The sequence below is a fragment of the Pseudomonas sp. G5001 genome, assembly GCF_013385475.1.
Classification (GTDB): Bacteria; Pseudomonadota; Gammaproteobacteria; order Pseudomonadales; family Pseudomonadaceae; genus Aquipseudomonas.
In genome coordinates, this window is record NZ_JACAPZ010000005.1 from 563,095 (window position 1) to 578,210 (window position 15,116).

Genomic DNA, 15,116 nt, shown 5'->3' on the forward strand with positions numbered 1-15,116 from the left:
CCCGCTCCCACATTTGATTGGGTTTGCAAAACGGGTTTAGAAGTCGCCCCAGAGTTGTTGGGCTACGGCCAGCGCCACGACTGGCGCAGTTTCGGTACGCAGCACCCGTGGGCCCAGCCGTGCGGCATGAAAACCCGCACCTTGTGCCGTTTCGACTTCCCCATCAGTCAATCCACCCTCCGGCCCGATCAGGAAGGCCAGGCTCCCAGGCTTGGCGTGGCTCACCAGGGGCTCGGCCACCGGGTGCAGCACCAGCTTCAAATCCGCTTCGGCCTGTTTCAACCAATCCGCCAGCAACAGCGGTGGGTGAATCACCGGCACTCGCGAGCGACCGCACTGCTCGCACGCGCTGATCGCCACCTGGCGCCAGTGCTGCAGGCGTTTGTCGGCGCGTTCGTCCTTGAGGCGCACTTCGCAGCGGTCGCTGAAGATCGGGGTGATTTCATTCACCCCAAGCTCGGTGGCTTTCTGGATCGCCCAGTCCATCCGCTCGCCACGGGACAGGCCCTGGCCGAGGTGAATCTGCAACGGCGACTCGACCTGCCCGGCGAAGGTTTCGGTGACTTGCACCACCACGCGTTTTTTGCCGACTTCCAGCAAGCTGGCGCGAAACTCCTGGCCGGAACCGTCGAACAACTGCACGGGGTCGCCTTCGCTCATGCGCAATACGCGGCTGATGTAGTGCGCCTGGGCTTCCGGCAACTCGTGGTCGCCAAGGCTCAGGGGGGCGTCGACAAAAAAGCGGGACAGTCTCATTTCTGTTCTCTGGAAATAGTGTGCAGGGCGGACGCGGAGCGTCCATGGCTGCATTCCCACGCGGAGCGTGGGAACGATCAACTCAATCAGCCCGGATCACGAAACCCCGGGTGGAAATCCTTGGGCACCGCCACGCTGACCTTGCTGTTGGTGGCAATGTCGATCCCTTCGCTGGCCACTTCAGCCAGGAAGTCGATCTGCGCCGGGGTGATCACATACGGCGGCAGGAAGTACACCACGCTGCCCAACGGCCGCAGCAACGCGCCTCGCCCCAGCGCATGCTCGAACACCTTCAGGCCACGGCGTTCCTGCCACGGGTAGGCGGTCTTGGTGGCCTTGTCCTGCACCATCTCGATGGCCAGCACCATGCCGGTCTGGCGCACTTCCGAGACGTGCGGATGGTCCACCAGGTGCGCGGTGGCGGTGGCCATGCGCTGGGCCAGGGCCTTGTTGTTTTCGATGACGTTGTCTTCTTCGAAGATATCCAGGGTCGCCAAGGCCGCCGCACAGGCCAGCGGGTTGCCGGTGTAGCTGTGGGAGTGCAGGAAGGCGCGCAGGGTCGGGTAGTCGTCGTAGAAGGCGTCGTACACATCGTCGGTTGTGACTACGGCGGCGAGCGGCAGGTAGCCGCCGGTCAGGGCCTTGGACAGGCACAGGAAGTCCGGGCGGATGCCGGCCTGTTCACAGGCGAACATCGTACCGGTGCGGCCAAAGCCCACGGCGATTTCGTCGTGGATCAGGTGCACGCCATAACGGTCGCAGGCTTCGCGCAGCAGCTTGAGGTACACCGGGTGGTACATGCGCATGCCGCCGGCGCCCTGGATCAGCGGCTCGACGATCACGGCGGCCACGGTGTCGTGGTTTTCGGCCAGGGTCTGCTCCATGGCCAGGAACATGTTCCGGGAATGTTCTTCCCAGCTCATGCCGTCGGGGCGCAGGTAGCAGTCGGGGCTCGGCACCTTGATGGTGTCCAGCAGCAGGGCTTTATAGGTCTCGGTGAACAGCGGCACATCGCCCACCGACATCGCGGCGATGGTTTCGCCGTGGTAGCTGTTGGTCAGGGTGACAAAGCGCTTTTTGTTCGGCAGGCCGCGGTTGAGCCAATAGTGAAAGCTCATCTTCAGCGCGACTTCGATGCACGACGAGCCGTTGTCGGCGTAGAAGCAGCGGGTCAGGCCTTCGGGGGTCATCTTCACCAGGCGCTCGGACAGCTCGATCACCGGCTGGTGGCTGAAGCCGGCGAGGATCACGTGTTCCAGCTGGTCGACCTGGTCCTTGATGCGCTGGTTGATGCGCGGGTTGGCGTGGCCAAACACGTTGACCCACCAGGAACTGACGGCGTCGAGGTAGCGTTTGCCTTCGAAGTCTTCCAGCCAGATGCCTTCACCGCGCTTGATCGGGATCAGCGGCAGTTGCTGGTGGTCTTTCATCTGGGTGCAGGGATGCCACAGCACCGCAAGGTCGCGTTGCATCCACTGGTTATTCAAACCCATGTTTATTCTCCTCGAAGCGGCTCGCGACGTGCGCGGGCGAAACAATCGCGCAAGCCTATGCAATGCCGGCCTGTGTCACAACCCATTGCGAGTCTGAAGCGTAAATTGGTGGTAAACGCAGGACAGTCCGTCACGTTTCTTCTGGATAGTCCTTAATCTCTTGTTAACTTACTCTGCATACGCTCTTGATCGTATTTCTCGATATTTCAAAGCGAAATTTTCCGCTTTAATTCGATAGGTAAATCGATAGTCTTGCCACAGCTCTTACGGGATTTGGGACATGCAACTACGTAATTCACCGGCCCGCTATGGCTGGGTCAGCATCGTTTTGCACTGGGGCGTGGCCCTGGTGGTGTTCGGTCTGTTCGCATTGGGCCTGTGGATGGTCGGTCTCGACTACTACAGTGCCTGGCGCAAAGACGCCCCGGACCTGCACAAGAGCATCGGCATTACGCTGTTCGCCATCATGCTCGTGCGGATCGTCTGGCGCCTGGTCAGCCCGCCGCCGCCACCGCTTGCCAGCTATAGCCGCATGACGCGTCTGGGGGCTGCGTTTGGCCACGCGTTCCTGTATCTCGGGCTGTTTGCCGTGATGATTGCCGGTTACCTGATTTCCACCGCAGACGGTGTCGGGATCCCGGTGTTTGGCTTGTTTGAGATTCCTGCGCTGGTTTCCGGGCTACCGGACCAGGCAGACACTGCAGGCGTGGTGCATTTGTACCTGGCCTGGGTATTGGTGGTGTTCGCCGGCCTGCATGGCGTGGCCGCGTTGAAACACCATTTCATTGATCGTGATGTGACCCTGGTTCGTATGCTGGGGCGCAAAGCCTGATGTTCAACCTCGACTCACAAGGAATAGAAAGCATGTTGAAAAAGACTCTCGCCGCTCTGGCCATCGGTTCTGCCCTGCTGACTGCCGGTCAGGCGATGGCAGCTGACTACGTTGTCGACAAGGAAGGCCAGCACGCCTTCGTTGACTTCAAGATCAGCCACTTGGGCTACAGCTTCATCACCGGTACCTTCAAGGACCTGGACGGCAAGTTCAGCTTCGATGCTGCCAAGCCTGAAGACAGCAAGATTGAGTTCAACGTCCGCACCGCCAGCGTGTTCACCAACCACGCCGAACGTGACAAGCACATCGCCAGCAAAGACTTCCTGGACGTTGGCAAGTTTGCCGATGCCAAGTTCGTCTCCACCAGCGTCAAGACCACTGGCAAGAATGCCGCTGGCCAAGTCACTGCTGACGTGACCGGCGACCTGACCTTTCACGGCGTGACCAAGCCGATCGTCGTCAAGGCGACCTTCCTGGGTGAAGGCAAGGATCCATGGGGCGGCTACCGTGCCGGCTTTGAAGGTACTACCTCCTTCAATCGCCAGGACTTCGGCAAGCAGATGGACCTGGGTCCAGCGTCCAACAACGTTGAGCTGTACGTGACGTTTGAAGGTGTGAAAGCGAAGTAATTTTCGCCGGCCACACAAAAATGCCCCGGATCTCGCGATCCGGGGCATTTTTTATGGCGCTTTGAAAACTCAGCGGTTGCGGGTCAGCAACGCCGGTTTTTCACCACGTGGACGGCCCGGCAGTTGATCCAACTGCTCAGGTGTCAGCGTGCGATCGCTTTTCGACTCTTTGTGGATGATCTTCGGTGCCGGGCCGCCGCGCGGGTTTTGCACCGCTGGCTCCGACAGACGAGGTTGATCATCACGCGCCGGGCGACGGTTGCGCGACTCTTCGCGACGGGCCTGGCCGTCACGCGGTGCACCGTTGCGCGGGCCGCTGCGCTTGGCAGGCGGGGTGCCGGTGGTGGCGCCGTTGCTGCTGCGCGGACCGTTCTGGCGACCTTGTGGCTGCCCGCCGGTACGCGGAGTACTGGCGCCTGCGCCCTGGGCTGGAGCGCCCGGACGACGACCACGGCCCTGGGCCGGCTTGGCCTGGGGCACGTAGTCAACGCGGTTACCGAAGTTGTCCACGTCGTCGTCCAGGAACTCGTCCGGAGCACGGTCGGCAGCAGCACGTGGCGGCTGGCTTGGCTGGCGCTGTTCGCGGGCCGGGGTGCCTTCACGGGGCTTTTGCTCACGGGCCGGGCGTTCGCCACGGCCATTGGTCGCAGCCTTGTCCTTGCCGCCCTTGTCCTTGCCCTTGTCTTTACGACCGCCACCACCGCCGCCGCCGTTCGGGCCATCGCCCTTCGGACCGCGTGGGTTGTTACGCGGGTTGCGCACGTCCGGACGCTCGCGCACTTCAGGCTTCTCGGCCTCAACGGCGCTGGAGTCGAAGCCCATCAGGTCGCCGTCGGCGATTTTCTGCTTGGTCATGCGCTCGATGCTTTTCAGCAGCTTTTCTTCGTCCGGTGCGACCAGGGAAATGGCCTCGCCCGAACGACCGGCCCGGCCAGTACGGCCGATACGGTGCACGTAGTCTTCGTCGACGTTTGGCAGCTCGAAGTTGACCACGTGGGGCAGTTGGTCGATGTCCAGGCCGCGAGCGGCGATGTCGGTGGCGACCAGGATGCGCACTTCACCGGCCTTGAAGTCGGCCAGGGCTTTGGTGCGGGCATTCTGGCTCTTGTTGCCGTGGATCGCGACGGCGGTGAGGCCGTGCTTGTCCAGGTACTCGGCCAGGCGGTTGGCGCCGTGCTTGGTGCGGGTGAACACCAGCACCTGTTCCCACGCGCCGGCGGTGATCAGGTGGGCCAGCAGCGAACGCTTGTGGGCGGCCGGCAGGCGGAATACGCGCTGCTCGATACGCTCGACCGTGGTGTTCGGCGGCGTGACTTCAATGCGCTCGGGGTTGTGCAACAACTTGCCCGCCAACGCGGTGATGTCGTTGGAGAACGTGGCCGAGAACAGCAGGTTCTGGCGTTTGGCCGGCAGGCGCGCGAGGACCTTTTTCACGTCATGGACAAAGCCCATGTCGAGCATGCGGTCGGCTTCGTCCAGCACGAGGATTTCCACGTGGGACAAATCGACGCTGCCTTGGCCGCACAGGTCGAGCAAACGACCCGGGCACGCAACCAGTACGTCGACACCACGGGACATGGCCTGAACCTGTGGGTTCATGCCGACGCCGCCGAAGATGCAGGCGCTGACGAACTTCAAGTCGCGGGCATACAGCTTGAAGCTGTCATGCACTTGGGCGGCGAGTTCGCGGGTAGGGGTCAGGACCAGTACGCGCGGTTGGCGCGGGCCATGACGCTGGGATTTGTCCGGGTGACCGTTGGGGAACAACCGCTCCAGGATCGGAAGGGCGAAGCCGCCGGTTTTACCAGTACCTGTCTGAGCCGCAACCATCAGGTCGCGGCCTTGCAACACGGCGGGAATGGCCCGCTGTTGCACCGGAGTAGGCTCGGTATAGCCCGCTGCCTCGATGGCGCGGACTAAAGCCTCGGAGAGACCGAGGGAAGCAAAGGACATGAGTAATCCTGTTTTAGTTAGGGCTTGGCCCAGAGGGATAGTCTTGCCTGGCGTGAATGGCGTTTAGATGAACGCAATCCCGTCCGGTCCTGCTGGGGCTGGCGGGCACTCAGACGGCTCGCGCGGGCTTGAAAGCTGCGCTGTAGCGGGGTCGGGTGCCTTTTGCAAGACCGAAGCGTCCGGGCGTAAGCCTGGCGGAAAGGCCGGAGTATAACAGAGCAATCACTCTGCGCCGCTTTCCTGCTGCTCAACGGTGCGTACGGGCAGGGCTGATGCGCTGGTTTGCGGGCTGCTGCCCGCATATTTGGCACTCAAGGCCGCGTAGGCAGGCTCTTGCTTGAAGCGTTTGAGTTCGGCGGCGAAGCGTTGCACCAGCAAATCCATGCCGGCACCGCGGCGCACGGCCAGGAACTGTGGCTGGCTGCTGACTACCTGGGGTGCCTGGGTGACCTGGTCCTCAAGTCCAAGGGCCTTGAGTACATGCTGGCCAACCCGACGGTCCGTGATCACCAGGTCGATCCGGCCAAGGGCCAGTTTGCCGAAGTTGGCCTCATGGCTGGCGGCCGGCTCCTGCTTGAAGAGGGTGGACTCGCTGAATTCGGCGCCATAGAGGTAGCCTGGCGAGGTGCCGATGGTCAGGCCGCGCAGGTCGTCGAAGGTCTGGAACGGGTGTGGGCGCTGATTGGCGTAGAACAGCACGAACTCCACCTCGGACAGCGGCTCGCTGGGGTACAGCAGCACCGCGTCGCGTTCATGGCTATGGAAAATATCCAGTGCGCCGTCGGCCTGGCCCTGGTCGAGCATCGCCAGGCAGCGCTTCCAGGGCAGGAATTGCCAATCCACATCGATGCCCAGGCGCTGGAACACGATCACCGTGGTCTCGTAGTCGAGCCCGCGCATGGTGCCGTTGTCGTCGTAGACGTAAGGCGCCCAGGGCTCGGTGACAATGCGCAGTTTCTCGCCATGGGCACCGAGGCTCAGGCAAGCGAAAAGAACAGCAGTCAATAACCGGAAAGTGACAGGCATACCCTGAGATTACGACTGTATCGGGCTAAAGAGAAGCTCTGGCACAGTGATCTGCGGGCGCCCGCCAGGTTTACTTGCCCGGAGATTTGATCAGGTGTTCGTAGATCGCCTCGCGCCGCTCGCCGAGAATCAGCCGCACCACGGGATTGTCAAACCAGTGCTCCAGCAGATGGGCATCCACCGGTCGACCCTGGCGCTCTTCCTGGTTTTGTCGGGCCTTGTCCCACCAAACCGGGCCACACGCCTGGTCGAACTCGTTTTCATGTTCGTAGCAGCCGTAGAGGATTTCCCGGATGAACTGCTGTTGGTGCTTGGGCAATGCCAGGGTGATCAGCTTGTACATCAAGCGTTGCAGACGAGGCGGGCGGGGCAGGTGGGCGGAAACCTGGCGCGTGTCATCCAGGGCCGTGGCGCTGGTGGGGTTTGCCCCATGCTTGGCGATCCACGCCTTGACCTTGGCCCGGAACAGCTGCTTGCGGCTCCAGTAATGGTGGATCAGGTCCGGGCATTCGCGCACGTTGAGGGTGCGATAGGCGGCAATGGACAGGCAGAACTCTTCCAGGGTGTAGGCGCCCTGGGCATGGGGAAACAGTTTGTCCATCAACTCGATCGAGCGGTCGAGGATGTGCGCGTCCTGCTGCGTCAGGCCCATGACCCCGGAATTGAGGGTCATCATGTCATCGTCGGCCACGCCCATGTCCAGCAGGCGCTGGTACAGGGCGCTGTACAGAATGCTTTCGTGGTTGTCGCCGTACTTGGTGTAGAAGGCGTTGCACAGCAGGGTGCCCGGTTGCACGCGTTCAAACAGCGCCAGGGGCGAATGATGGAAAAACGTATCGGTGTCGATCAGCAGCGCCACTTCGGATTCTTGCAACACTTGCCGCAGCACTACGTGCTTGGTGCGAAAGTGGTAGCCGTGAGGCTCGCTCCAGCGTTTGCGCGTGGCTTCGTCCAGCGGGCGTACCCGTACCGGCAGCAGGCGGTAGGGCTCGGGGTTGTCGGTGAAGACCTGGATGTCGATGCCTGTGTCCGGCTCGTCCCGCAGGAACGACAGGGCGCTGGCGATGCTGAATACCGCTTCCTGATGGTAAGTCTCTGCGCCGAACACCAGGTAGACCAGTTGCGGGCGGGACGTCGGGGCGGTTGTATTCATGGACTGCAGAATTCCGTGGGCGTTTAGAACGGCAAAGGCCCTCATTATGAGGGCCTTTGCATTTCGGAACAGACCTTAGCGTGGCAGCTTCAGGTTGTTCCAGACAGCGAGGCTTGGCTCAGCCTGGTTCAGGGTATAGAAGTGCAACCCTGGCGCGCCACCTTGCAACAATTGTTCACACATTTCGCTGATGACCTGTTCGCCGAACGCCTGGATGCTCTTGACGTCGTCGCCGTAGGCTTCCAGTTGTTTACGAATCCAGCGTGGGATTTCCGCGCCGCAGGCGTCAGAGAAGCGCGCCAGTTTGCTGTAGTTGGTGATCGGCATGATGCCCGGCACGATCGGGATGTTCACGCCCATCGCTTGTACACGCTCAACGAAGTAGAAGTAGCTCTCTGCGTTGAAGAAGTACTGGGTGATCGCGCTGTTGGCGCCGGCGTTGGCCTTGCGCACGAAATTCTGCAGATCGTCTTCGAAATTGCGCGCCTGGGGGTGCATCTCCGGATAAGCGGCCACTTCGATGTGGAAGTGATCGCCGGTTTCTTCGCGAATGAAGCTCACCAGGTCATTGGCGTAGCGCAGCTCGCCGCTGGCCATGCCCATCCCGGACGGCAGGTCACCGCGCAGGGCGACGATGCGCTTGATGCCGGCTTGCTTGTATTGGGTCAGCAGGCTGCGCAGGTCGGCCTTGCTGTCGCCCACGCAGGACAAATGCGGAGCTGCAGGTACTTTGACTTGGCTTTCCAGCTGCAGCACGGTGTTGATCGTGCGATCGCGGGTGGAGCCACCGGCACCGTAGGTGCAGGAGAAGAAATCGGGGTGGTAGCTGGCCAACTGCTTGGCAGTTGCCATCAGTTTTTCATGCCCAGCATCGGTCTTGGTCGGGAAGAACTCGAAGCTGTAGCGACGGTCTTGGGACATGGTCATACCTATGGAAACTCATAAAGCCAGAAGGTGCACACCGTCAATGTGGGAGCGGGCTTGCTCGCGAAGGCGGTATGTCAGTAGTAGATAAGTCGACTGACACACCGCCTTCGCGAGCAAGCCCGCTCCCACAAAAGCCTGCCCCCACATGGGGAGCAGGCAGCAGGCAAATCAGTAGCGGTAAGCGTGCGGCTTGAACGGGCCTTCGACCGTCACGCCGATGTAGTCGGCCTGGGTCTTGGTCAGTTGAGTCACTACGCCGCCGAAGCCGCGGACCATTTCCAGGGCCACTTCTTCGTCGAGTTTCTTCGGCAGTACTTCCACGGTCAGGCGCTCGGCTTTCTGGGCGGGCGACAGGTCGGCGTATTTCTGGCCGAACAGGAAGATCTGCGCCAGTACCTGGTTGGCGAACGAGCCATCCATGATGCGGCTTGGGTGGCCAGTGGCGTTGCCCAGGTTCACCAGACGGCCTTCGGCCAGCAGGATCAGGTAGTCATCGTTCTGCGGGTCGAAATCGCCAGCACCGGTACGGTGAACCTTGTGTACCTGTGGCTTCACTTCTTCCCATGCCCAGTTCTTGCGCATGAAAGCGGTGTCGATTTCGTTGTCGAAGTGACCGATGTTGCACACCACGGCGCGCTTTTTCAGGGCCTTGAGCATGTTCGAGTCGCACACGTTCACGTTGCCGGTGGTGGTCACGATCAGGTCGATCTTGCCCAGCAGGGCCTTGTCGATGCTGGCTTCGGTGCCGTCGTTCTGGCCGTTGATGAACGGCGAAACCACTTCGAAACCGTCCATGCAGGCTTGCATGGCGCAGATCGGGTCGACTTCGGAGACTTTAACGATCATGCCTTCCTGACGCAGGGACTGGGACGAACCCTTGCCCACGTCACCGTAGCCGATCACCAGCGCTTGCTTGCCGGACAACAGGTGGTCGGTGCCGCGCTTGATCGCATCGTTCAGGCTGTGACGGCAGCCGTACTTGTTGTCGTTCTTGCTCTTGGTCACCGAGTCGTTGACGTTGATGGCCGGGATTTTCAGCTCGCCCTTGGCCAGCATGTCCAGCAGGCGGTGAACGCCGGTGGTGGTTTCTTCGGTCACGCCGTGGACGCGGTCGAGGATCTGCGGGTATTTCTTGTGCAGCAGCTCGGTCAGGTCGCCGCCGTCGTCGAGGATCATGTTGGCGTCCCATGGCTTGCCATCCTTGAGGATGGTTTGCTCCAGGCACCACTCGTACTCTTCTTCGGTTTCGCCTTTCCAGGCGAACACGGCGATACCGGCAGCAGCGATAGCGGCAGCGGCCTGGTCTTGAGTCGAGAAAATGTTGCAGGACGACCAGCGTACTTCGGCACCCAGGGCAACCAGGGTTTCGATCAGCACGGCAGTCTGAATGGTCATGTGGATGCAGCCGAGAATCTTCGCGCCCTTGAGCGGCTGCTCAGCGGCGTACTTGCGACGCAGGCCCATCAGGGCTGGCATTTCGGATTCGGCGATAAAGGTTTCGCGACGGCCCCAGGCAGCGAGGGACATGTCGGCGACTTTGTAGTCGGTAAAACCTGCAGGCGTGATTACAGCGCTCATGAAGAGCCTCCATTCGTAGTGTGCGAATGGGCGCCGTTGTGCGTTTAGTATCCAGCTGGCTAACCAGGCCGGACAACGCCCCATCCGAGCCTGACAGGTCGAGCCTGCTGCAGCGCCCCTCGGACAGGTGGCGGGAGAACGGTATCAATCGAAGATGACCGTTTTGAAGCGGAGGCGATTATAGCCGCCTGCGCCTGACTTCTAAAGCCTTTCTGTCGGCGGCATGAAGATCGCTCATGGGGTTGATAGGCAATGGCTCATAGAGCTTGGGCCCGGCCTCTGCCATGATGTTGCCCATCATTTCGCAACACGCTTTGGAGTGAACATGAACTTCCACACCCGCAAATGGGTAAAACCCGAAGACCTCAACCCCAACGGCACCCTGTTCGGTGGCAGCCTGCTGCGCTGGATCGACGAAGAAGCGGCCATTTACGCGATTGTCCAGTTGGGCAACCAGCGGGTGGTGACCAAGTACATCTCCGAAATCAACTTCGTCAGCGCCTCGCGCCAGGGCGACATCATCGAACTGGGCATCACCGCCACCGAGTTCGGTCGCACCTCCATCACCCTGACCTGTGAAGTGCGCAACAAGATCACGCGCAAGAGCATTCTGACGGTGGAAAAAATGGTCTTCGTGAACCTGGGCGAAGACGGGTTGCCGGCGCCCCACGGCCGTACCGAGATCAAGTACGTGAAGGATCAGTTCCAGTCGGAAGGCCTCGGCGAGTAATCCTGCGCAGGGCCAGTGAACGCTCTTGATCAACCATAGGTCGTACCTGAACATCGCCCCCCCGTTCAGGTATCACCATGGCCACGCAAGAAGACGGCAAGACCCCCAATCTGTCGCAGGAAGAGCAGCACGACGTCGACAAGAACCAGCCGCCTCGCGCGGCGGTTCTGCATGAAATCATCCGCACTCAAGGCGATCAGGAACTGGAGCGCAACGTCGCCGCGTTGTGGTGGTCGGCGCTGGCCGCCGGCCTGACCATGGGCCTGTCACTGATGGGCATGGGCTTGCTCAACTCGCGCCTGCCGGATGGCGAAGAGTTCAAGGTGATCGCCAGTTTTGGTTACTGCGCCGGCTTTCTTGCCGTGATCCTCGCCCGTCAGCAGTTATTCACCGAAAACACCCTGACCGCGGTGTTGCCGGTGATGAGCAAACCCACGCTGAAGAATTTCGCACGCCTGCTGCGTTTATGGGCCGTGGTGCTGGTGGGCAACCTGTGCGGCACCTTGCTGGTGGCGTATGTGATGCTGCACTTGCCGATCTTTGACACCAAGACCGACCTGGCCTTCCTGGAAATCGGGCGCAAGGTCATGGAAAACGACGCCTACCAGATGTTCGCCAAGGGCATCGTGTCGGGCTGGATGATCGCCACCATGGTGTGGATGATCCCATCCATGGAAAGCGCCAAAATCTGGATCATCATCCTGATCACCTACCTGATGGCACTGGGAGACTTCACTCACATCGTGGTGGGCTCGGCGGAAGTGTCGTACCTGGTATTCGCCGGCGAGCTGCCGTGGAAAGACTTCTGGCTGGTGTTCGCCGGGCCGACGCTGGCGGGCAATATCATCGGCGGCAGCTTTATCTTTGCGCTGATCAGCCATGCGCAGATTCGCAGCGAAAGCAGCCTGCCGGGCAAAGCCGCTGCGGACCCGAGGCATCCGCAGCAGATCAACAAGGGTCAGTGAGTCTCCGGCGCCGCAGCAGGCGCCGGCTCATCCTTGGTCACATGCTTGACCAGCTTGCCGATGCTCAAGCCCTGCAACAGGATCGAAGACAGCACCACGATGTAGGTGATGCTCAGCAGCAAGTCACGCTCCGGGCCCAGTGGCAGGGCCAGGGCCAGTGCCACGGAAACCCCGCCGCGCAAGCCACCCCAGGTGAGGATACGGATGGTGCCGCGGGGCACCGTGCGCCAGCGGCGCAGCAGCAGGATCGCCGGGGCCACCGTCAGCAGGCGTGACAACAGGATTGCCACCGCCAGCAAACTGGCGGCCAACACGTGCAGCCAGTTGAACGGCAACAGCAGCAGTTCCATGCCGATCAGCGCAAACAGCAGGGCGTTGAGCATGTCATCGAGCAGTTCCCAGAAACCGTCCAGGTAGCGCCGGGTCATGTCGTTCATCGCCAGCTTGCGGCCGAGGTTGCCGATGATCAGGCCCGCCACCACCATCGCAATGGGTGCCGAGACGTGCAGTTCAGTGGCCATCGCCGAGCCGCCGATCACCAGGGCCAGGGTCAGCATCACTTCGATCTGATACTGCTCGATGCTCTTGATCATCAGGTACACGATGTAGCCGATCAGCCCGCCAAACACCACGCCGCCAATCGCCTCATGGGCAAACAGCATGGCCGTGGCGCCGACCGTAGGCGTCTCGCCCAGTTGCGCGATGCCCAGCAACACGGTGAACACCACCACCGCGGTGCCGTCGTTGAACAGCGATTCGCCGACGATGGTGGTTTTCAGCGGTTTCGACGCATTGGCGGTCCGCAGCACACCGAGCACGGCAATCGGGTCGGTGGGGGAAATCAGCGCGCCGAACAGCAGGCAGTACAGGAAACTCACGTGCCAGCCGAACAGGGCAAAAATGTAGAAGGCCAGGCTGCCGATCACCACCGTGGCAATCAATACGCCGAAGGTGGCGAGCAGGCCGATGGGCCAGCGGTAGCTGCGCAGGTCGCTCAGGTTGACGTGCAAGGCGCCGGCGAACAGCAGGAACGAGAGCATCCAGTTCATCAGCAGGTCGCCGAAGTCGATCTGGCCGATCAACTGCTGGATGCGCTCTTCAAGGCCGGGGTAGCCGATAAAGCTCAAGCCTTGCAGCAGCAGGGAAAACATCAGTGCCGTGACCATCACACCGATGGTGGGCGGCAGGCCGATGAAGCGGTAGTTCACATAGGTGAGCAGGGTGGTGAGGCAAATAAACGCAGCGACAAGTTCAAGCATCCGGGGTCCTTGGATGGAGGAGTGAGTAGAGATCATATGTGGGAGCTGTCGAGCCCCAGCGAGGCTGCGATGGCATCACCTGGGTGAGGCTGCAAGACCGCATCGCCTGCATCGCAGCCTCGCTAAAGCTCGACAGCTCCCACACAGAACACATTTATCAGTTGGCTACGTTGACCGCAGCAGGGCGGCGACGTTGCAGTTCGATGAACAAAAGTGCCGCCACCACCATCCCGCCGATCCAGGGCACCGAGCGGCATGCGAGGATCTCCTTCGGTAATCGCGGCGCTCTGATCAGGCATACGCATGCCGACGCCCGGATCGGCGAAGATCGGGCAGTAGCAAAAATTTATTGGTCCAGGTCTTTGCGCAACTGAGTGCGGTGTGGTCGGCTTTAGTATAAACAGGTGCTGAAATATGGCGAATCAATTCCGCTTTTTATGACTGGGGAGTCACCGTGATTGCAACAGCTCTGGTACTGGTAGCGGCGTTGTTGCATGCGACGTGGAATACCTTGATCAAATTCAGCGGCGAGCGCCTGTTGGTCATCGCGTGCATGGACACGGTGGCGTTGCTGTTTGTGGTGCTGGCGGTGGGGTTTGTATCGTTTCCGCCACTGGAAATCTGGCCGTGGATCATCGCCTCGGCGTTGTTTGAATTGCTCTACCGCTACCTGCTGATCCAGGCCTATCGCGTGGGTGACCTGGGCCTGGTGTACCCATTGATGCGCGGCTTGTCGCCTTTGGTGGTGCTGGCGCTGACGCTGGTGTTTGCCGGTGAGGTGCTCAGTACCCAGCAGATTCTCGGCATTCTGCTGATTCCGTTCGGCATGCTGTGCCTGTTGTGGCAGGGCGGCGGTGGCGACCGGTTGCCCTGGTCGATGCTGCCGGTGGTGGCGTTGATCGGCCTGTGCATCGGTTGCTACACCTTCCTCGATGGCCAGGCATTGCGCCGTTGGTCACACCCGCTGGACTACCTGGTGTGGCTGACGCTGATAAGCGCATGGCCGTTTCCGTTGCTGGCGATGGTGCGCAAACGGGCGGCGTTCGGGCTGTTCTGGCGCACGCAGTGGCGGCTGGGGCTGAGTGTCGGGTTGTGCGTGTTGTTGAGCTACGCTCTGGTGCTTTGGGCCATGCAGTTGGGCTCGATTGCCGAAGCCGCTGCGCTGCGGGAAGTCAGTGTGATCCTGGTGGTGCTGTTCGGCATGCGTTACCTGAAAGAACCTTTCGGCCGCCCACGGCTCATAGCCTGTGGGTTGGTGCTGATCGGCATGTTCGTGATGAAACTCTAACCGTCGGATAAAACTAAAAAAGGAATGGGTTATGACAGTCGCTTTCTGGTGTGTGTTGATCGCAATTTTTCTGCCGTACCTGTGCACGGGCGTGGCCAAGTTCAGCGGCGGCAAGTTCGGGCCCCGGCAGAACCATGACCCGCGGGCGTTCCTCGACACCCTCGAGGGGTTTGCCAAGCGCGCCCACAGTGCGCAACTCAACAGCTTCGAAGTGACCCCGGCCTTTGCGGCCGCGGTGATCATTGCCCATCTGGCTGGCGTTGCGTCGCTGGTGACGATCAACGTCCTGGCGGTGCTGTTCATCACCAGCCGGTTGCTCTACATCATCTGCTACCTGGCGGACTGGGCGATGCTGCGGTCGGTGGTGTGGGCGGTGGGGATGGCGTTGATTGCGAGCTTCTTCTTCGTCTCGATCTAAAGCCTGACACTGTTCAAATGTGGGAGCGGGCTTGCTCGCGAATGCGGTGAGTCAGTCACCGGATGTATCGACTGATCCAACGCATTCGCGAGCAAGCCCGCTCCCACAC

General features: G+C 61.0%; 14 protein-coding genes and 1 riboswitch. Of the genes, 6 read left to right on the plus strand and 8 right to left on the minus strand.

Annotated features, from left to right (window positions below; genetic code table 11):
• Positions 1–36: 36 nt before the first annotated feature.
• On the minus strand, positions 37–756 hold the full coding sequence (locus HX805_RS04015; RefSeq protein WP_087693231.1) for a 16S rRNA (uracil(1498)-N(3))-methyltransferase: 720 nt from the start codon (positions 754–756) through the stop codon (positions 37–39).
• A gap of 86 nt (positions 757–842) precedes the next feature.
• Positions 843–2,249 carry an adenosylmethionine--8-amino-7-oxononanoate transaminase gene (locus HX805_RS04020; RefSeq protein ID WP_177116623.1) on the minus strand — a complete coding sequence of 469 codons (1,407 nt, stop codon included), beginning with the start codon at positions 2,247–2,249 and terminating at the stop codon, positions 843–845.
• Between the two features lie 280 nt (positions 2,250–2,529).
• Between HX805_RS04020 and HX805_RS04025 the strand changes: the two genes are divergently transcribed.
• Together HX805_RS04025 and HX805_RS04030 are read left to right on the plus strand one after the other, a co-directional pair.
• Positions 2,530–3,081: a cytochrome b gene (locus tag HX805_RS04025; RefSeq protein WP_003216842.1), complete on the plus strand. Its 552-nt coding sequence runs from the start codon at positions 2,530–2,532 to the stop codon at positions 3,079–3,081.
• A gap of 32 nt (positions 3,082–3,113) precedes the next feature.
• Complete coding sequence (locus HX805_RS04030; RefSeq protein WP_003216844.1) at positions 3,114–3,710, plus strand: YceI family protein; 597 nt, start codon at positions 3,114–3,116, stop codon at positions 3,708–3,710.
• A gap of 69 nt (positions 3,711–3,779) precedes the next feature.
• On the opposite strand, the gene HX805_RS04035 is transcribed toward HX805_RS04030, so the two are convergent.
• The 5 genes from HX805_RS04035 to ahcY all read right to left on the minus strand — a co-directional run bounded on the left by HX805_RS04035 (position 3,780) and on the right by ahcY (position 10,347).
• Positions 3,780–5,663, minus strand: a complete 1,884-nt coding sequence (locus tag HX805_RS04035) for a DEAD/DEAH box helicase (protein ID WP_177080636.1) — start codon at positions 5,661–5,663, stop codon at positions 3,780–3,782.
• A gap of 222 nt (positions 5,664–5,885) precedes the next feature.
• Positions 5,886–6,689 (minus strand): ABC transporter substrate-binding protein, encoded by an 804-nt coding sequence (locus HX805_RS04040; RefSeq protein WP_087693230.1) that lies wholly within the window; start codon positions 6,687–6,689, stop codon positions 5,886–5,888.
• A 70-nt stretch (positions 6,690–6,759) separates the two neighbouring features.
• A complete protein-coding gene (locus tag HX805_RS04045; protein WP_177080637.1) occupies positions 6,760–7,842 on the minus strand; it encodes a hypothetical protein in 1,083 nt (360 codons plus the stop codon).
• A 75-nt stretch (positions 7,843–7,917) separates the two neighbouring features.
• On the minus strand, positions 7,918–8,763 hold the full coding sequence (metF, locus tag HX805_RS04050; RefSeq protein WP_008434100.1) for a methylenetetrahydrofolate reductase [NAD(P)H]: 846 nt from the start codon (positions 8,761–8,763) through the stop codon (positions 7,918–7,920).
• Between the two features lie 174 nt (positions 8,764–8,937).
• Entirely contained in the window at positions 8,938–10,347 is a 1,410-nt protein-coding gene (gene ahcY, locus HX805_RS04055; protein WP_003216850.1) for an adenosylhomocysteinase, read from the minus strand.
• Positions 10,348–10,368: 21 nt separating this feature from the next.
• A riboswitch (S-adenosyl-L-homocysteine riboswitch) is annotated at positions 10,369–10,474 on the minus strand.
• Positions 10,475–10,672: 198 nt separating this feature from the next.
• Here ahcY and HX805_RS04060 point away from each other — a divergent pair.
• Both HX805_RS04060 and HX805_RS04065 read left to right on the plus strand, forming a co-directional pair.
• Entirely contained in the window at positions 10,673–11,077 is a 405-nt protein-coding gene (locus HX805_RS04060; protein ID WP_003216852.1) for an acyl-CoA thioesterase, read from the plus strand.
• A gap of 77 nt (positions 11,078–11,154) precedes the next feature.
• Positions 11,155–12,042 carry a formate/nitrite transporter family protein gene (locus HX805_RS04065; RefSeq protein ID WP_008434095.1) on the plus strand — a complete coding sequence of 296 codons (888 nt, stop codon included), beginning with the start codon at positions 11,155–11,157 and terminating at the stop codon, positions 12,040–12,042.
• On the opposite strand, the gene HX805_RS04070 is transcribed toward HX805_RS04065, so the two are convergent.
• On the minus strand, positions 12,036–13,301 hold the full coding sequence (locus HX805_RS04070; RefSeq protein ID WP_008434094.1) for a sodium:proton antiporter: 1,266 nt from the start codon (positions 13,299–13,301) through the stop codon (positions 12,036–12,038). The genes HX805_RS04065 and HX805_RS04070 overlap by 7 nt on opposite strands.
• A 454-nt stretch (positions 13,302–13,755) precedes the next feature.
• Here HX805_RS04070 and HX805_RS04075 point away from each other — a divergent pair, with 454 nt between their 5' ends.
• Both HX805_RS04075 and HX805_RS04080 read left to right on the plus strand, forming a co-directional pair.
• Positions 13,756–14,589 (plus strand): EamA family transporter, encoded by an 834-nt coding sequence (locus tag HX805_RS04075; protein WP_063026578.1) that lies wholly within the window; start codon positions 13,756–13,758, stop codon positions 14,587–14,589.
• Positions 14,590–14,620: 31 nt separating this feature from the next.
• Entirely contained in the window at positions 14,621–15,007 is a 387-nt protein-coding gene (locus HX805_RS04080; RefSeq protein ID WP_003216858.1) for an MAPEG family protein, read from the plus strand.
• Positions 15,008–15,116 lie beyond the last annotated feature (109 nt).

Coding starts and splice junctions, on each gene's coding strand:
- HX805_RS04015 (WP_087693231.1), bottom strand. CDS start 756: ATGAGACTGTCCCGCTTTTTTGTCGACGCCCCCCTGAGCCTTGGCGAC.
- HX805_RS04020 (WP_177116623.1), bottom strand. CDS start 2,249: ATGGGTTTGAATAACCAGTGGATGCAACGCGACCTTGCGGTGCTGTGG.
- HX805_RS04025 (WP_003216842.1), top strand. CDS start 2,530: ATGCAACTACGTAATTCACCGGCCCGCTATGGCTGGGTCAGCATCGTT.
- HX805_RS04030 (WP_003216844.1), top strand. CDS start 3,114: ATGTTGAAAAAGACTCTCGCCGCTCTGGCCATCGGTTCTGCCCTGCTG.
- HX805_RS04035 (WP_177080636.1), bottom strand. CDS start 5,663: ATGTCCTTTGCTTCCCTCGGTCTCTCCGAGGCTTTAGTCCGCGCCATC.
- HX805_RS04040 (WP_087693230.1), bottom strand. CDS start 6,689: ATGCCTGTCACTTTCCGGTTATTGACTGCTGTTCTTTTCGCTTGCCTG.
- HX805_RS04045 (WP_177080637.1), bottom strand. CDS start 7,842: ATGAATACAACCGCCCCGACGTCCCGCCCGCAACTGGTCTACCTGGTG.
- metF (WP_008434100.1), bottom strand. CDS start 8,763: ATGTCCCAAGACCGTCGCTACAGCTTCGAGTTCTTCCCGACCAAGACC.
- ahcY (WP_003216850.1), bottom strand. CDS start 10,347: ATGAGCGCTGTAATCACGCCTGCAGGTTTTACCGACTACAAAGTCGCC.
- HX805_RS04060 (WP_003216852.1), top strand. CDS start 10,673: ATGAACTTCCACACCCGCAAATGGGTAAAACCCGAAGACCTCAACCCC.
- HX805_RS04065 (WP_008434095.1), top strand. CDS start 11,155: ATGGCCACGCAAGAAGACGGCAAGACCCCCAATCTGTCGCAGGAAGAG.
- HX805_RS04070 (WP_008434094.1), bottom strand. CDS start 13,301: ATGCTTGAACTTGTCGCTGCGTTTATTTGCCTCACCACCCTGCTCACC.
- HX805_RS04080 (WP_003216858.1), top strand. CDS start 14,621: ATGACAGTCGCTTTCTGGTGTGTGTTGATCGCAATTTTTCTGCCGTAC.